General features: G+C 68.8%; 13 protein-coding genes. 9 read left to right on the plus strand and 4 right to left on the minus strand.

The genetic code is table 11. From position 1 onward, the window contains the following. Window positions 1–25: 25 nt before the first annotated feature. The gene (locus tag EDF74_RS12560; protein WP_123730416.1) at window positions 26–562 is read right to left on the minus strand and encodes a hypothetical protein; all 537 of its coding nucleotides are present in this window, start codon (window positions 560–562) and stop codon (window positions 26–28) included. A gap of 132 nt (window positions 563–694) precedes the next feature. Here EDF74_RS12560 and EDF74_RS12565 point away from each other — a divergent pair, with 132 nt between their 5' ends. Together EDF74_RS12565 and EDF74_RS12570 are read left to right on the plus strand one after the other, a co-directional pair. Next, entirely contained in the window at window positions 695–2,848 is a 2,154-nt protein-coding gene (locus tag EDF74_RS12565) for a bifunctional (p)ppGpp synthetase/guanosine-3',5'-bis(diphosphate) 3'-pyrophosphohydrolase (protein ID WP_123730417.1), read from the plus strand. 29 nt (window positions 2,849–2,877) lie between these two features. Beyond that, window positions 2,878–4,440, plus strand: a complete 1,563-nt coding sequence (locus EDF74_RS12570; protein ID WP_123730418.1) for a hypothetical protein — start codon at window positions 2,878–2,880, stop codon at window positions 4,438–4,440. Here EDF74_RS12570 and EDF74_RS12575 read toward each other — a convergent pair. Continuing rightward, a complete protein-coding gene (locus tag EDF74_RS12575; RefSeq protein WP_123730419.1) occupies window positions 4,437–6,536 on the minus strand; it encodes a glycosyltransferase in 2,100 nt (699 codons plus the stop codon). The genes EDF74_RS12570 and EDF74_RS12575 overlap by 4 nt on opposite strands. Before the next feature lie 96 nt (window positions 6,537–6,632). On the opposite strand from EDF74_RS12575, the gene mrcB reads away from it, so the two are divergent. From mrcB to tsaB, 4 genes are all read left to right on the plus strand, one after another. Then, window positions 6,633–9,074 (plus strand): penicillin-binding protein 1B, encoded by a 2,442-nt coding sequence (gene mrcB / locus EDF74_RS12580; protein ID WP_123730420.1) that lies wholly within the window; start codon window positions 6,633–6,635, stop codon window positions 9,072–9,074. Between the two features lie 15 nt (window positions 9,075–9,089). Continuing rightward, window positions 9,090–9,617: a hypothetical protein gene (locus EDF74_RS12585; protein WP_123730421.1), complete on the plus strand. Its 528-nt coding sequence runs from the start codon at window positions 9,090–9,092 to the stop codon at window positions 9,615–9,617. A gap of 70 nt (window positions 9,618–9,687) precedes the next feature. Next, window positions 9,688–11,745, plus strand: coding sequence for an ATP-dependent DNA helicase (locus tag EDF74_RS12590; protein ID WP_123730422.1), 2,058 nt, complete (start codon window positions 9,688–9,690; stop codon window positions 11,743–11,745). A 5-nt stretch (window positions 11,746–11,750) separates the two neighbouring features. Beyond that, a complete protein-coding gene (tsaB, locus tag EDF74_RS12595; RefSeq protein WP_123730423.1) occupies window positions 11,751–12,461 on the plus strand; it encodes a tRNA (adenosine(37)-N6)-threonylcarbamoyltransferase complex dimerization subunit type 1 TsaB in 711 nt (236 codons plus the stop codon). Between the two features lie 146 nt (window positions 12,462–12,607). Here tsaB and EDF74_RS12600 read toward each other — a convergent pair whose 3' ends face one another. Further along, window positions 12,608–13,495 (minus strand): energy transducer TonB family protein, encoded by an 888-nt coding sequence (locus tag EDF74_RS12600; RefSeq protein ID WP_123730424.1) that lies wholly within the window; start codon window positions 13,493–13,495, stop codon window positions 12,608–12,610. Next, entirely contained in the window at window positions 13,492–14,442 is a 951-nt protein-coding gene (gene gshB, locus EDF74_RS12605) for a glutathione synthase (protein ID WP_123730425.1), read from the minus strand. Before gshB ends, EDF74_RS12600 begins: the two co-directional genes overlap by 4 nt. Window positions 14,443–14,699: 257 nt before the next feature. Here gshB and pilG point away from each other — a divergent pair, with 257 nt between their 5' ends. The 3 genes from pilG to EDF74_RS12620 are packed head-to-tail and all read left to right on the plus strand — an operon-like array spanning window position 14,700 to window position 16,012. After that, the gene (pilG, locus tag EDF74_RS12610) at window positions 14,700–15,101 is read left to right on the plus strand and encodes a twitching motility response regulator PilG (RefSeq protein WP_121039045.1); all 402 of its coding nucleotides are present in this window, start codon (window positions 14,700–14,702) and stop codon (window positions 15,099–15,101) included. Between the two features lie 18 nt (window positions 15,102–15,119). Further along, window positions 15,120–15,482, plus strand: a complete 363-nt coding sequence (locus tag EDF74_RS12615) for a response regulator (protein ID WP_123730426.1) — start codon at window positions 15,120–15,122, stop codon at window positions 15,480–15,482. Then, window positions 15,482–16,012 (plus strand): chemotaxis protein CheW, encoded by a 531-nt coding sequence (locus EDF74_RS12620; protein WP_123730427.1) that lies wholly within the window; start codon window positions 15,482–15,484, stop codon window positions 16,010–16,012. The genes EDF74_RS12615 and EDF74_RS12620 overlap by 1 nt, the downstream gene beginning before the upstream one ends. Window positions 16,013–16,030 lie beyond the last annotated feature (18 nt).

Here is a 16,030-nt window from a genome sequence, read left to right on the forward strand (position 1 = left end):
GCCGTGACGGCACGGGGCGCCGGGATTACTTGACGCGTCGGACCTTGGCGCGGGTGTTGATGCCTTCCACGCGCAGATACCACACGCCGGAAATGCCCGGAATGACCGACACCTTTGCATCGGTCTTGCGCACGCTGCCCACGGCTGCCGCATCGGTCTGCTCCCACACCTGTCCATTGGCGAGCGTATAGGTGCGGCCCTTGCCAAAGCCGGTGAATTCGCCCGGCAGCGTGCTGTCGATGGGGTCCTTGCTGCCGAAGTCGAAGAAGCCGCGGTTCTTGACGATGACCTCCTGGCGGCCTTCTTCGCGGGCCTGTTCGCGCACCTGCTCACGCACCTGCTCGCGTGCATCGGCGGCTGCCGCGGCCACCTTGCCCTGCAGCCAGTTGTTGAGCGACGCCATTTCCTGCGGGCTCAGCTTGTCCAGCCCGGCCGCCTTGAACTCGGCCGGTGACATCTGCTGCTGGAGATCACCGTCGACCACACGCTGGGCCAGGGCCGGCAGCGAAAGACTCATCAGAACGGCCGCACAGGCCAACAACCGCAGACGGGAATAGCGCATGGCAGGGTCTCTCCTAGGAATGGCCGCAGTGTAGTGCCAGCGCCCCGGCATGTGCACATGCAGGCGACGGCGATTGTAGGGGGGGCGCTGCGGCGCTAGTGTAGGTGGCCTCTGTCCTGTCTGTACGATGCTGTGAACCGCGCTTCTGCCCCCGGCCTGGATGCCTTGTTGAACCGTCCCTCGGTGGCCTCGCTGCCGCCTGAACTGCGCGATGCGTTGCTGCAGCGCTGGCAGTTGCCCGAGGCCAATCCGGACATGCGCGTGGGTTGGCCGGTGCTGGCCGACACCCTCGATGCCCTCTCGCTGCTCTCTGCCGACGAGTCGGCGCTGCTGGCCACGCTGTTGTTCGACTTGCCGTGGCTGCGTGCGGGGATGGATGCGCTGCCGCTGGGTGCGCTCAAGCCGGTGATCGTCGGCCTGCTCGATGGGCAGGATGCGGCGGACCAGGTCTGGGCGCTGCACGCCGGGCGCGAGGCCGGGCGCAACAGCGAAGGCCTGCGCCGGCTGCTGCTGTCGATCATCCGCGATCTGCGCGTGGTGCCGATCCTGCTCGCCCGCCAGTTGGCCCGCATGCGCGGTGCCGATCGGCTGCCCGAAGAAGAGCGCCGCGCGCTGGCCCAGCTCACCCGCGACATCCACGCGCCGCTGGCCAACCGGCTCGGCATCTGGCAGTTGAAGTGGGAGCTGGAAGATCTGGCGTTCCGTCACCTGGAGCCGGAAACCTACCGTCGCATCGCACGTGAGGTCGATGAAACCCGTCTGGCGCGCGAGCGCTACGTCGAAGGCGTCAAAAAGGCGCTCTCGCGTGAGCTGCTGGCGCAGGGCATCCGCGCCGAGGTCAGCGGCCGCCCGAAGCACATCTACAGCATCTGGCGGAAGATGCAGAAGAAGCGGCTGGCCTTCGAGCAGCTGTATGACATCCGTGCGGTACGCGTGATGGTCGACGACGTGGCCGCCTGCTACGCCGCGCTGGGCGTGGTGCATGCGCTGTGGGCGCCGGTGCCGAGCGAATTCGATGATTACATCGCGCGGCCCAAGGCCAACGACTACCGCTCGCTGCACACCGCCGTGGTCGGTCCGGAAGGGCGCACCATCGAAGTGCAGATCCGTACCCATGACATGCACGCCCAGGCCGAGCTCGGTGTCGCCGCGCATTGGCGCTACAAGGAAGGCAGCAAGGGCGCGGAGAAGGCGTTCGATCGCAAGATCACCTGGATGCGGCAGTTGCTGGAGCAATCCCAGGAGGGCCACGCCGGCGAGCTGGCCGGTGCGCTGGATGCCGAACTGACCGAAGACCGGGTCTACGCGCTCAGCCCCAAGGACGAGGTGATGGACCTGCCGCAGGGCGCCACACCACTGGATTTTGCCTACCACGTGCACACGATGGTCGGGCACCGCTGCCGCGGGGCGAAGGTCAACGGCCGCATCGTGCCGCTGACCTATCGCCTGCGCAGTGGCGACCGCGTCGAGATCCTGACCGGTAAAGAAGCCGACCCGCGCCGCGACTGGTTGCTCGCCTCCGGCGGTTTCCTGGCCAGCAACCGCTCGCGCGACAAGGTGCGCGGCTGGTTCCACAAGCTGGACCGTGCGCGCAACGTGCAGGCCGGTCGCGAACTGCTTGAGCGGGAACTCAAGCGCCTCGGCCTGCAGCACGCCGATCTGACGATCGCCGTGAAGAAGTTCCACGCCGACAGCGTCGATGATCTCTACATCCAGGTGGCCTTGGGCGACACCGGACCGAACCAGGTCAGCCGCACGCTGCTGGAAGCCGAGCGTGCCGCCAGCCAGCCGGCGGTGCCCGCCCTGCCGCGCCCGACGGCGCGGCGTGACAGCGTGCGCAGCGCCAATTTCACTGTCCAGGGCGTGGGCAATCTGCTCGTGCAGCTCGCCCGGTGCTGCCAGCCCGTGGCTGGTGAGCCGATCGTGGGCTACCTGACCCGCGCCCGTGGCGTCACCGTGCATCGCACCGATTGCGCCGCGCTGGCGCGGCTGGCGGCCGCCAGTCCACAGCGCATCCTGCCGGTGGAGTGGGGCCAGGCCGGCGGTGGCTACGAAGTGGACGTCGTGGTTGATGCGGTCGACCGGCGCTGGCTGCTGAAGGACATCACCAACCTGATCGCGCAGGAGGATGCCTACGTGCTGGACATCCACAGCGACAACGTCCGCAACAGTGGCCGGGCGCATCTGCGCCTGCGCCTGAAGGTCAGCGATTACGGGCAGCTCTCCACCCTGCTGGGCAAGCTGGACGCGCTGCCCGGCGTCAGCGAAGCCCGGCGTCTAGGCTGACCTCACGTGCCCCACGCTAGGCTCGTGGCATGAGCCGGGACGATGACAGGCATGATGCCGCGCACGAGGCGCTGCGGCGGGTACGCCGCGAGGGTCGCTGGTGGTGGCTGCAGGCGCGCCACGCCCGCCGCATCTGGCGCTGGGCGGCGCTGGTGGCGGTGCTGCTGTTCGTCAGCCTGGCGTTGCTGCGGCGGCCCTTGGCCAACTGGTTCTGGAACGAGCCGCAGATCGAGCAGCTGCTCGATCAGGGCGATCGTGCCCTGGCGGCGGGAAAATTGACGCTCCCGGACGGTCGTGGTGCGCGCGAGTCGTACCAGGCGGCGTTGGCGCTGGACAATGATCGGCTGCAGGCGCGTACCGGACTCGCACGGACCGGCCAGGCGGCGTTGCAACAGGCGCACGATGCGCTGAACCACGGCGATCATGCCGCAGCGACCGCCGCCCTGGCGCTGGCCCGCGACCTGCAGGTGCCGCAACGCGATGCCGATGCGCTGGCCCAGCAGCTTCGGGAGCGTGATCAGGCTCGCGCCGGGATCGGCGCCTTGCTCGGCCGTGCCGAAGCGGCCCTGCAGGCTCAACGACTGGATGGCAGCCCGGATAGCGCGTTGCCGCTGTTCCAGCAGGTGCTGGCGCTGATGCCCAACCAACTGCGCGCGCTGGAAGGGCGTGAGGACGCGCTGTCCGATCTGCTGCAGCAGGCACGCACTGCAGCGGAGGGCGGCGATGTTGCACGCGCGGCTGCGCTGGTGCGCAGCGCCCGTGGTTTCGATGCCGGGCATGTCGACCTGCCGGCTACCCAGGAAGCCGTGAACAACGCGCTGGAACGCCGCCAGCGCGAGGGCGAGACCGCACTGCGTCGGCAGAAGCTCGAGGCGGCGGCAGCGGCCTTCGCTGCGGTGCTCTCTGCAATGCCGGATGATCCTGCCGCGCACCGTGGGCAGCTGCAGGTCGCCGACGCCCAGCTGATGCGGGCGACCCGACAGGCCGGCAATTTCCGTTTCGATGAGGCCGCCCAGTCGCTGCAGGCAGCCGAAGCGCTGGGGGCGTCCACGCGTGCGCTCGAGACGGTGCGACATACGATCGACCAGGCCCGCCGTTCCCAGGCGGCATTGACGACCCCGGCAGTGCCGCGAGCCCAGCGCGAACGCACCCTTCAGCGTCTGCTCGCGCGCCTGGACGAAGCGGAGGGCGCCGGACAGTTTCTAGATCCTCCCGGTCGCAGTGCCTACGACGCCCTGCGTGAAGCCCAAGGCGTCGCCCCACAGGATTCGCGCGTGCGGGCGGCCGCACAGCGCCTGCTGCCGGCGAGCCGGCAGTGTTTCGAGGATCGGCTGCGTGAGAACCGTGTGTTGGCGGCGGGCGCCTGTCTGGATGCCTGGCAGACCTTGTCGAGCAACGATGCCGGCCAGGCCGCCGCGCGTCGTCGGCTGGCGCAGCGCTGGCTGGCCATCGGCAGCGAGCGCCTGGGATCGGGCGACATCGTCTTCGCGCAGCAGGCATTGATGCAGGCGCGCCGCTGGCAACCGGACCTGCCCGAGTTGCCGGCATTCGCCGAGCGCCTGCGCAGCGCCGGCGGCGGGGCGGCGAGCTAGGCCAGAAACACCCGCTGCACCGTGGTGCGCGCGGCATCGAGTGAGAAGTGATCCACGATGTTCTGCAGCCCGGCGCTGGAGAGCCGGCGCCACAAGGCCTCGTCCTGGTACAGCCGGACCACCGCGTGCGCGAACGCCTCGGCATCATCGGCGACCAGCACATCCTCACCATCGCGCAGGTGCATGCCTTCGACACCGCAGGTCGTGGCGACCACCGGCTGGCCATGCGCCATGCTCAGATTGACCTTGCCCTTGACCCCGGCACCAAAGCGCAGCGGCGCGACGGCAATGCGTACGCCATCCATGTAAGGCACCACGTCCGGCACGAAACCGTGTATCTCCACGCCCGGCTGGGTGGCGGCCAGCTCGCGCAGGGCATCGGGCACCGCTGCGCCGATGCAGTGGAAACGGATGTCGGGCAGCTGCGCGCGGATCCGCGCGAACACCTCGCCGATGAACCACTGCATCGCATCCAGGTTCGGCGGATGACGGAAGCCACCGACGAAGACCAGGTCGCGACGCTCGGCCCAGTCCGGTCCGGCACCGGCCACTTCATGCAGATTGGAGATCAGTTCCACCGTCGCACCCGGGGCATCCACGCGCAGCTGTTCACGCTCGGCTGCGCTGACCAGCACGGTCACATCCACCTGCGCCATCACCGCCAGCTCGCGCGCGCGGGTGCGCTCGGCATTGCGCAGCAGCCCGGCATCCCCCGCGATCTCCGCGCCGCGTCGCTCGCGCAGGTAATGCAGATCGACGGTGTCGAACACGGTGCGCGCCTGCGGCGCGAAGCTGCGCAGCAGCGGCAGGCATTCGTGGGCGACGTGATAGCGCACCATCATCGCGACGTCGAAGCGGGCGCCGTTGGCGCGCAGCCACGGCGCGACGCCGACCAGGTAAGGCGCGTACCAGACCTCCACGCCCAGCGCCTGCAGCGCCTCGGTCGCCGCGCCGCCATGCTCGCGACGGGTCGGCACGAACACCACATGTACGCCCTCCTCGAGCAGCATGCGGATCAGGTTGTACTGGCGCAGCGAGGCCGAGTCGCGGTCCGGCTGCGGCACCTCTTCATCCAGGATCAGGACCTGACGCTGGGCACGGTGCAGCAGGGCCGGCGCGGGCACGCTGCCGACCGCCGGCTGCGCCTTCAGTGCATCGGCCCACTTGGCGGCGAACACGCTGCGGTTGCGGACCTGGTAGGCCTTGACCCCGCTGCCGGTATCAGTGCCATTGCTGGTGCCTTCGTCATGCACCACGCGGCTGGCCGGTTGCACCAGCACGCGGTGGCCGCTGGCGCGTACCGCGAACGCCAGATCGGTATCTTCGTAATACGCCGGCTTGTAGCGCAGATCGAAACCGCCAAGCGCATCCCACAGGGCGCGGGGGATCATCACCGCCGCACCGGAGCAGTAGTCGGCATCGCGCAGGGCGCTGTAGCGGGGATCCTCGGGCGACTCGAAGCGGCCATAGCTCCAGCCGCTGCCGTCCTGGAAGATCACGCCGCCCGATTCCTGCAGGCGACCATCGGGATAGAGCAGCTGTGAACCGACCAGGCCCGCGCGCGGCACCCGCGCGAAGGTCGCGAGCAGGGCATCCAGCCAGCCCGGCTGCGGCACGGTGTCGTTGTTGAGCAGCACGATGTACTGGCCACGCGAACGCGCCACGCCATCATTGCAGGCCTCGATGAAGCCGCCGTTGCTTGCCCGCACTTCATAGCGCAGGCCGTTGATCTGCGGCATCCAGGCCGTCGTTTCATCGCTGCTGCCGTCGTCCATCACCACGATCTCGCACGCGACCTGCGGCGGATGCGCGGCCAGCGCCCGCAGGCATGCCAGCGTGTGCGCAGCGTGGTTGTAGACCGGAATGATGATGCTGACCACCGGGTGGTCGCTGGCCGGCAGCGCGAACGGCGAGAAAGGCACGGCATCGGGCAGGTACAACGGCGCGCCACGCGGGGTCGGTACGGCCTGGGTATGCACCCGGATGCGCTGCAGGGTCGCGCGCCAGCCCCGGGTGCGCAGACTGGCCAGACTGCGACGGAACAGGCCACGCATGCGGTTCAGGAAATAGCGAGCATCGGCCAAGGACATCGACATCCCGTTGCAACTCCAGCTTAAGCGGGGGAACCCGGGAGAACGCGCCGCTCGCGGTGGCTGCGTTAGACTCGCCGGAATCCATATTCTCGCATCCCCGTGCCCCGACGCTACGATTCCGACGACATCGACGAGTTCGAAGACGACACCGAAAGCCGCGGCCCGCTGTGGCGGCGCCGGTTGATCACCTGGAGCATGGCGGCTGTCGCGCTGGGGCTGGGCTTCCTGATCCCCTATACGGTGTACCTGAACCAACAGGTCACCCAGCGCTTCGGTGAGCTGCGCTGGCAGATTCCCACGCGTGTCTATGCGCGCCCGCTGCCGCTGGCGCCCGGCGTGGCGATGGATGCGGCCACGCTCAAGACCGAGCTGGCGGCCTCGGCGTACCGTGATGACGGGATCGGCAAATCACCGGCCACATACACGCAGGAGGGGGGGCGTTTCGTCATCTCCAGCCGTGGCTACAACGACGTTGACGGCCGGGTCGCCCCGCGCCGCGTCGAGCTGAGCCTGTCCGGCGGGTCGATCGCTTCGCTGCGTGACCCCGACACCCGCAAGGCGCTGAAGGCCGCGCGCCTGGATCCGGCCCGGATCGCCACGCTGTACGGCCAGAAGCAGGAAGAGCGGCGGCTGGTGCGGATCGAAGAGACCCCCGAACTGCTGGTCACCGGCCTGCAGGCAGTGGAGGACAAGGACTTCAACCGGCACCACGGCATCGACCTGAGCGGCATCGCCCGCGCGATCTGGGTGACCGTGCGTTCTGGTGGCCAGAGCCGGCAGGGGGCCTCGACCCTGACCCAGCAGCTGGCCCGCAGCGGCCTGCTCGGAATCGGCAAAGAGCAGACGGTCACCCGCAAGTTCAATGAGGTGCTGTACGCGCTGATCATGGAAGCGCGCTACGACAAGCGCACCATCCTGGAGGCCTACCTCAACCAGGTCTACCTGGGCCAGCGTGGCAGCCAGGCCATCCACGGCATGTCCTCGGGCGCGGAGTTCTGGTTCGGGCGTGATCTGGCCTCGCTCAATACCGAGCACGTCGCGCTGCTGATCGGCCTGGTCAAGGGCCCGTCGTATTACGATCCGCGCCGCAATCCCGAGCGCGCGCTGGATCGCCGCAACTTCGTGCTGGGCAAGCTGCGTGAAGCCAACCTGATCGATGATGCCGAGTACAAGCGTGCGGTCGATGCACCGCTGGGCGTGCCCAAGACTCCGGGCCTGATCGCGGCCAACCGTTTCCCGGCCTATGTCGATCTGGTCCGTCGCCAGCTCGGCCACGATTACCCCGAGTCGGTGCTGCAGGGCGCCGGCCTGAGCGTGATGACCGGCATGGCGCCCTCGGCGCAGGCCTATGCCGAAGGTGCGGTCACCAAGACGATCAAATCACTGGAAAGCAAGCGCCGTCCCGCGTTGCAGGCCGGCCTGGTGCTGACCGACGTGCACAACGGGGATGTGCTGGCCGTGGTCGGCAGCCGTGATGTGTCCGAACCGGGCTTCAACCGGGCCATCGAGGCGCAGCGCCCGGTCGGCTCGCTGCTCAAGCCGTTCGTGTATCTGCTGGCGCTGGCGCAGCCGGACCGCTACTCGCTGTCCAGCTGGGTCGACGATTCGCCGGTGACGGTGCAGCTCAGCCGCGGCAAGCAGTGGTCACCCGGCAACGCGGACAACCGCAGCCACGGCACGGTCCGCCTGATCGACGCGCTGGCTCATTCCTACAACCAGGCCACGGTCCGGGTAGGCATGCAGGTTGGCCCGGAGCGGGTCACGCAGTTGATCCATGTTCTGGCCGGCATCAAGGCCGAGCCCAATCCCGCGGTGATCCTGGGCTCCACGGATCAAAGCCCGTATGCGATGGCCCAGCTGTATCAGTTCCTGGCCTCCGGGGGCGAGATCCAGCCGTTGCATGCGGTGCGTGGCGTGCTCGATCCGCAGGGCAAGTTGATGAAGCGCTACGACAAGACCCCGGCGCCGGCGCAGGAAGGTGACTCGATTGCCGCCAACCTGATCAGCATCGGTCTGCAGCAGGTCGTCGCCAGCGGTACCGCGCAGCGCCTCAACGCCGACGGCCTGGGCCGCCTGCAGCCGGCGGGCAAGACCGGCACCACCAACGACGGCCGCGACAGCTGGTACGCCGGCTACACCGGTGACCATCTGGCCGTGATCTGGATGGGCAACGACCAGAATGAACAAGCCGGGCTGTATGGCGCGACCGGGTCGATGCGGGTCTGGTCCGGCATTTTCCAGCGCCTGCCCAGCTCGCCGCTGAAGGTCAGCAACAAGGGCCTGGACTGGCAGTACGTGGAGGCCAGCGGCACGGCCACCACCGATGAAGCCTGCCCGGGCGCCCGTCGCTTCCCGTTCGTGGTCGGCTACACCCCGGCCTATGTACCGTGCACCGCGCCGAGCGCCTTGCCGGAAGGGGAGGGCGGCGAACAGAGTGAAGGCGGTGGCTGGCGCAGCTGGTTCGGCCTGGAGAAAAAGCCCGAGCCCGCCCCCGAACCGGCGCAGAATGCACCGGCCGCCACCCCCGCGCGTCAACCCTGATCGAGGCCTGCCTGCATGACCACCCGTTTCCTGATCCGTTCCGCGTCGCTTGCCACACTGTGCCTCGCGCTGGCGGCCTGCGTCACGCCACCGCCGGTCGTGAAGGCACCGGTCGACACCACCACGCCGGCCCAGCGCCTGGCCGCCGTGGATGCCGCCGCGGGCAATGACGACAAAGAGCTGGCCGTGCAGCCGCTGCGCGACAGCGAGGTGGAAGACCTGCGCCAGGCCGCGCATGCCCGTCGCCAGGCCAACGATCTGACCGGCGCTGCGGCGGCGCTCGATCAGGCGCTGGCGATCATGGCCTCGGACCCGTCAGTGCTGCAGGACCGTGCCGAGATCGCGCTGCTGCAGGGCGATTGGGCGGCGGCGGAAACGTTCGCCCGCAAGTCGGTCGAACTCGGTTCGAAGACCGGCCCGTTGTGCCGTCGCCATTGGGCGACGATCGAGCAGGCGCGTCTGGCCCGGGGTGAGAAAGAAAACGCGGCCTCCGCGCATGCCCAGCTGGACGGCTGCACGGTGCCGGGGATCATGCGCTACTGATAGGGGCGATGCAGTCGGATGCGTGACGGCGTAGCGCCGGGCATCGGTCGGCACCCTTTATCATTGCGTCATGTCCCAACTTGCCCACGCCAGCCGCGATGCCCTCAGTGAGGGCGGTGCGCTCGCCAGCCAGCTCGATGCCTTCGTTCCGCGCCCGGCCCAGCTGCGCCTGACCGCGGCGATCGCCGAAGCGTTCGACCAGCGCGACGTCCTGCTGGCCGAGGCCGGCACCGGCACCGGCAAGACCTATGCGTACCTCGTGCCCGCGCTGCTGTCCGGGCTGAAGACCATCATCTCCACCGGTACCCGCGCGCTGCAGGATCAGCTGTATCACCGCGATCTGCCACGCGTGCGGGCCGCGCTCGGTGTGGGCCACAGCAGTGCGCTGCTGAAGGGGCGCGCGAATTATCTGTGCCGCTATCGGCTGCAGCAGGCCCGGGGCGAGCCCCGCTTCAGTTCCCCTGAGCAGGTCGCGCAGTTCCAGCGCATCCTGGCCTGGTCCGGCCGTACGAAGTTCGGCGACATGGCCGAGCTGGAGGCCTTGCCGGAGGACTCGCCGCTGTACCCGATGGTGACCTCCACCGTCGATAACTGCCTGGGCACCGAGTGCCCCTTCTGGGATGACTGCTTCGTCGTGCAGGCACGGCAGCGGGCGCAGGCGGCCGACGTGGTGGTGGTCAACCACCACCTGCTGCTGGCCGATCTGGCGCTCAAGCAGGAAGGCTTCGGCGAGATCCTGCCGGGCGCGCAGGCGTTCGTGATCGACGAGGCGCACCAGCTGCCTGAACTGGCGGCCAACTTTTTCGGCGAAGGCTTCGGCATGCGCCCGTGGCAGGAGCTGGCACGCGACTGCCTGGCCGAGAGTCGCAGCGTGGCCGGTGCGCAGGCCGCCCTGCAGGAGCCTGCGGCCGCGTTGGAGCAGACCCTGCGCGACCTGCGCGTGGCGATGGATGGCCTGCCGCCGCGCGGCACCCAGTGGCGCGCGCTGACCGTGCCGCAGGTGCGTGATGGCTTTGATGCCGCGATGAGCACGCTGGTCCAGCTGCGCGATGCGCTGGCCGGCGTGCGCGAGGCGTCGCCCGGCCTGGACGCCTGCCATGCCCGCGCCATGGAAGCGGTCTCGCGGTTGTCGCGCTGGCTGGGCGACGATGCACCGATGCTGGATTTCGACACCGATCCGGACCAAGCGCCGCCGCCAGCGGAGGTGCTCTGGTATGAACTGACACCGCGCGGTTTCCGCTGCCAGCGCACGCCGATGGATGTGTCCGGTCCGCTGCGTGAGCATCGCCAGCGATCGATGGCGGCCTGGGTATTCACCTCGGCCACGCTGACCGTGGACGGGGGTTTCGAGCATATTTCCCAGCGGCTGGGCCTGGATGATCCGGTCAGCCTGCTGCAGCCCAGCCCGTTCGACTGGGCCCAACAGGCGCTGTGCTATCTGCCGACCGATCTGCCCGATCCGGCCGCGCGCGGCTTTGGCACCGCATTGATCCGAGCGTTGACCCCGGTGCTGGAGGCCTCACACGGCCGCGCGTTCCTGCTGTTCGCCTCGCACCGCGCGCTGCGCGAAGCGGCCGAGGCGCTGCGCGACGCACCGTGGCCGCTGTTCGTACAGGGCGAGGCACCGCGCGCGACCCTGCTGCAGCGCTTCCGTGAATCGGGCAACGGCGTCCTGCTGGGCTCGGCCAGCTTCCGCGAAGGCGTAGACGTGGTGGGCGATGCGCTCAGCGTGGTGGTGATCGACAAGTTGCCCTTCGCCGCGCCGGACGATCCGGTGTTCGAAGCGCGGCTGGATGCAATCCGCCGCGACGGCGGCAACCCGTTCCGCGATGAGCAGCTGCCGCAGGCGGTGATTGCGCTCAAGCAGGGCGTGGGCCGCCTGATCCGCAGCGAAACCGATCGCGGTGTGCTGGTGCTGTGCGATCCACGCCTGCTCAGCCGTGGCTATGGCCGGATTTTCCTGGATTCACTGCCGCCGTTCCGACGTACCCGTTCGCTGGCCGATGTGCAGTCCTTCTTTGCGCCACAATGGCCCGTCGCTGACCCCACACCCGTCGCTGCGCCTGCATCACCGCAGTCCGTGCAACGTCTGCCGTCCACCGATGACTTTCCCACTTCCCTGTTCTGACCGCCATGAAACTGCTCGCCTTTGAAACCGCCACCGAAGCCTGTTCCGTCGCCCTGTATGTGGATGGGCAGGTCAGTGAGCGCTTCGAGATCGCCCCGCGCCGCCACGCCGAACTGAGCCTGCCCTGGGCCGAGGCGCTGCTGGCCGAGGCGGGGGTGGCCCGTTCGCAGCTGGATGCGATCGCGTTGGGGCGGGGGCCGGGCGCGTTCACCGGCGTGCGGCTGGCCATCGCCATCGCCCAGGGGATCGCCCTGGCGCTGGACCGCCCGCTGATCGCGGTCTCCACCCTGCAGGCGCTGGCGCTGCGTGCCCCGGCTGAAGCCGATCATGTACTGGCCAGCATCGACGCGCGCATGGGCGAGGTCTATGCCGCACGCCACCTCCGCGTGGACGGGCAGTGGCAGCTGCAGGGCGAGGAGAGCGTGTGCGCGCCGGAGCAGGTGGTGTTGCCCGAGGGCACGCGCTGGTTCGGCGTGGGGACTGGCTTCGGCGCGGCCGACGGCGTGCTGGCGACGCGGTTGGCCGATCAACTGACCGGCGTGGACGCGCTGGCGCTGCCGCGTGCCTCGGACGTGCTGGCCTTGGCGGTGCCCGCTTTCCAGCGCGGCGAGGGCGTGGCACCGGAGCTGGTGGAGCCGGCGTATCTGCGCAACAACGTGGCACTGACCCTGGTGGAACAGCAGGCGGCGCGGGCGGCGAAGCAGGCGGCCTCGTAACGCAGGCGGCCTCGTAGCGCCGAGCTGCGCATCGCATCGTAAGCCCCAGCCACGCATGGCGTGGCACTACCTGCGCGGCGTTATCGTAGAGCCACGCCATGCGTGGCTGGACCCTGCGCACGACCTTGCGCACGATCCGCGCCCGATCACCGGTCGTCGCGCAGCTCGCCGCCAGGCAGGAACACCCAGGTGCGGGTCACCTGCAGGATGTCGATCGCATCCTCGGTCTTGGGCAGTGGCGGGAACGGCTGTGCCAGGGTGATCACGCGCAGCGCGGTTTCATCCAGCAACGGCGTGCCGCTGGACTGCAGGATGCGGGCACTTTCGACCGTGCCATCGCGGCGCACACCGACGGTGATCACCACCTGGCCGCCGAGCCGGCGGGCGCGTGCCTCATCGGGGTAGTTCAGATTGCCGACGCGCTCGGCGCGGTCGACCCACGCGCGCAGATAGCTGGCATAGGCGTATTCGCGGGTACTGGCCGAGACGAACTTGCGGTTCGGGCGTTTGGCGTACTGGGCCGAGCGCAGGTGCACTTCGGCGGCCAGCCGCGCCATCTCCACATCGCGCTGCTCGCGGGCCGTCATCGGTGCATCCGGGCGGGGTTGCTCGGGCAGCGGCTGTGGCTGCGCCTCGGCGATGGTGTCGGTGCCATTGCGGCTGTTGACCACACGGGTCTGCGGCGGCGGCACGCTGGCCGCCTCCTGGCGCTGCTGCGGGACGGGCGACAGCCCTGCCTGCGCCTGCGGCACGATCCCGGCCTGGTTGTCGCGCGGGCGCTGGGCCTTGTCGTGGTCGCCGCCGCCCTGCTGATTGGCCTGGGCCAGGAAATCGGCCTGCTTGGGCGTCAGCGGGGTCTGGGTCTGGCTGAAGATCACATCCAGGGTCGGCACCAGTGGCGCGTTGTCGCTCACCGCAAAGCCCACCCCGAGCAGCAGCAGCGCGTGCACGAGCACGGACAGCGTCAGGGTCGCGCCCAGCCGCTGGGATTCGCGCGCCTGCCACGTCGGGGCCGGGACGACGCTGGCGCTCATCGCGGCAGGCCGGCCTCGATCGCGTCGAACAGCGTGCCGGCGATGTTCAGCCCGAACTGGGCGTCGAGTTCGCGCACGCAGGTCGGGCTGGTGACGTTTACTTCAGTCAGGTAATCGCCGATCACATCCAGGCCGACGAAGCGCATGCCGCGCCGCTTCATCTCCGGCCCGACCTGGGCGGCGATCCAGCGGTCGCGCTCGCTCAGCGGGCGGCCTTCGCCGCGGCCGCCGGCGGCCAGGTTGCCGCGGAACTCGTCACCCTGCGGAATCCGCGCCAGGCAGTAGTCCACCGGCTCGCCATCGACCAGCAGGATCCGCTTGTCGCCGGCGGTGATGTCCGGGATGAACTTCTGCGCCAGGGCCAGCGTGCGCTCGCCGTCGGTCAGGGTTTCCAGGATCACATTGAGGTTCGGGTCGCCGGTGCCGCTGCGGAAGATCGAGCGCCCGCCCATGCCGTCCAGCGGCTTGAGAACAGCCTGGCCGTGTTCAAGCACGAAGGCCTTCAGGTCGGCGTTGCGGCGGCTGACCAGCGTCGGCGGGCAGCACTGCGGGAACAGCAGGGCGGCCAGCTTCTCGTTGTAGTCGCGCAGGCCCTGCGGATCGTTGACCACCATCGCCCCCGCCTGCTGGGCGACGCTGAGCACGTGGGTGTCGTAGATGAATTCGGCATCCACCGGCGGGTCCTTGCGCATCAGCACGACCTGGCCGGGGCCGAAGACCGTCTGGCTGAACTCGCCCAGGGTGAACCAGTCGTTCTTGTCCTCGCGCACCTGCAGCGGTGCCGTGCGGGCGATGGCCTGGCCGTCGCGCAGGGCCAGCCCGCCGGGGCTGACGTAGTGCAGGGCATGGCCGCGGCGCTGGGCTTCCAGCAGCATCGCGAAGGTGGTGTCCTTGGCAATCTTGATATGGGCGATGGGGTCCATCACCACGATGACATTCAACGGCATGGTCGCAACCTGGCGGGCAGGCCGATGATGGTAGCGACAATGGCCGCCCAATGCCTGCCCCGGGCTGCGCAACGCAGTGTCCGGCCGGGCGGCGGGCCGCCTCGGGTTTGCGCAGAATGCCCGGCGCCGGGCCGGCGGGAGGCGCTCGCGGCGGGGCCGGGATGGGGATGCTTGAAGCGCGCGCCGGTATTGGGATATAGATACGCTTTCGCAGCGACGCCGGATCAGTGCACGCGTCGCGCGCTTGGGGAAAGGTAATGACTGAATACATGGCTGCGGGTGGGGAACTCGCAGGGTTACGCGTCATGGTCATCGATGATTCGAAGACCATACGCAGGACGGCGGAAACACTGCTCAAGCGCGAAGGCTGCGAGGTGGTGACCGCGACCGATGGTTTCGAGGCGTTGGCCAAGATCGCCGACCAACAGCCGCAGATCATCTTCGTCGACATCATGATGCCGCGCCTGGATGGGTACCAGACCTGTGCGCTCATCAAGGGCAACCAGCTGTTCAAGTCGACGCCGGTGATCATGCTGTCGTCCAAGGACGGCCTGTTCGACAAGGCGCGGGGGCGCATCGTCGGCTCGGAGCAGTACCTGACCAAGCCATTCACGCGTGAAGAACTGCTGGGTGCCATCCGCACATACGTCAACGCCTGACCAGGGGGGAAAGGCACAATGGCTCGAATCGTACTGATCGAGGATTCACCGACCGACCGTGCGGTGTTCACGCAGTGGTTGACCAAGGCCGGTCATGAAGTCCTGGAAGCGGACAACGCCGAGGACGGGCTCAAGCTCGTGCGCGAGCAGTCGCCGCAGCTGGTGCTGATGGACGTGGTGCTGCCGGGCATGAGTGGCTTCCAGGCCACCCGCGCGATGGCGCGCGACGCGGCGATCAAGCACATCCCGGTCGTCATCGTCAGCACCAAGGCGATGGAAACCGACAAGGCGTGGGGGCTGCGCCAGGGGGCGGCCGACTACATCGTCAAGCCGCCGCGCGAGGAGGAACTGATCGCGCGGATCAACCAGTTGGTGGTCTGATGCGTTCTCCTTTCGACATCCTCGAGGCTTACGAGCGGCGCAGCCTGGCCCATGCGGTGCAGCTGCCCGAGCGGCAGTTCTCGCAGGACCTGTGGCGTGGCGTCGGCTACCGGGTGGGCAAGCGCCGGCTGGTCTCGGACTTCCGTGAAGTGGTGGAAATCGTCCCGATGCCGCCGATCACCCCGGTGCCGGGCGCGCAGCCCTGGCTGCTGGGCGTGGGCAACCTGCGCGGCAACCTGTTCCCGGTGGTGGACCTGAAGTACTTCCTGGAAGGCGAGCGAACCGTGCAGCAGGAAGGCCAGCGCGTGCTGATCATGCGCCAGGCCGGCGGCGACGTCGCGCTGACCATCGATGAACTGTTCGGCCAGCGCAGCTTCGAGCAGGACCAGGACACCGCTGAAGGCGATCTGGCGACCGGCCGCTATGCGCATTTCGTCGACCGCGCCTTCCACGGCGACGGTCATGACTGGGGCGTGTTCTCGCTGTCGCTGCTGTCGCGTACCCCCGAATTCAGGCAGGCCGCGGCCTGACCGCAGGCGCCTGTCTCT

Origin of the sequence: Stenotrophomonas rhizophila, assembly GCF_003751305.1 — a bacterium.
Lineage (GTDB): Bacteria > Pseudomonadota > Gammaproteobacteria > Xanthomonadales > Xanthomonadaceae > Stenotrophomonas > Stenotrophomonas rhizophila_B.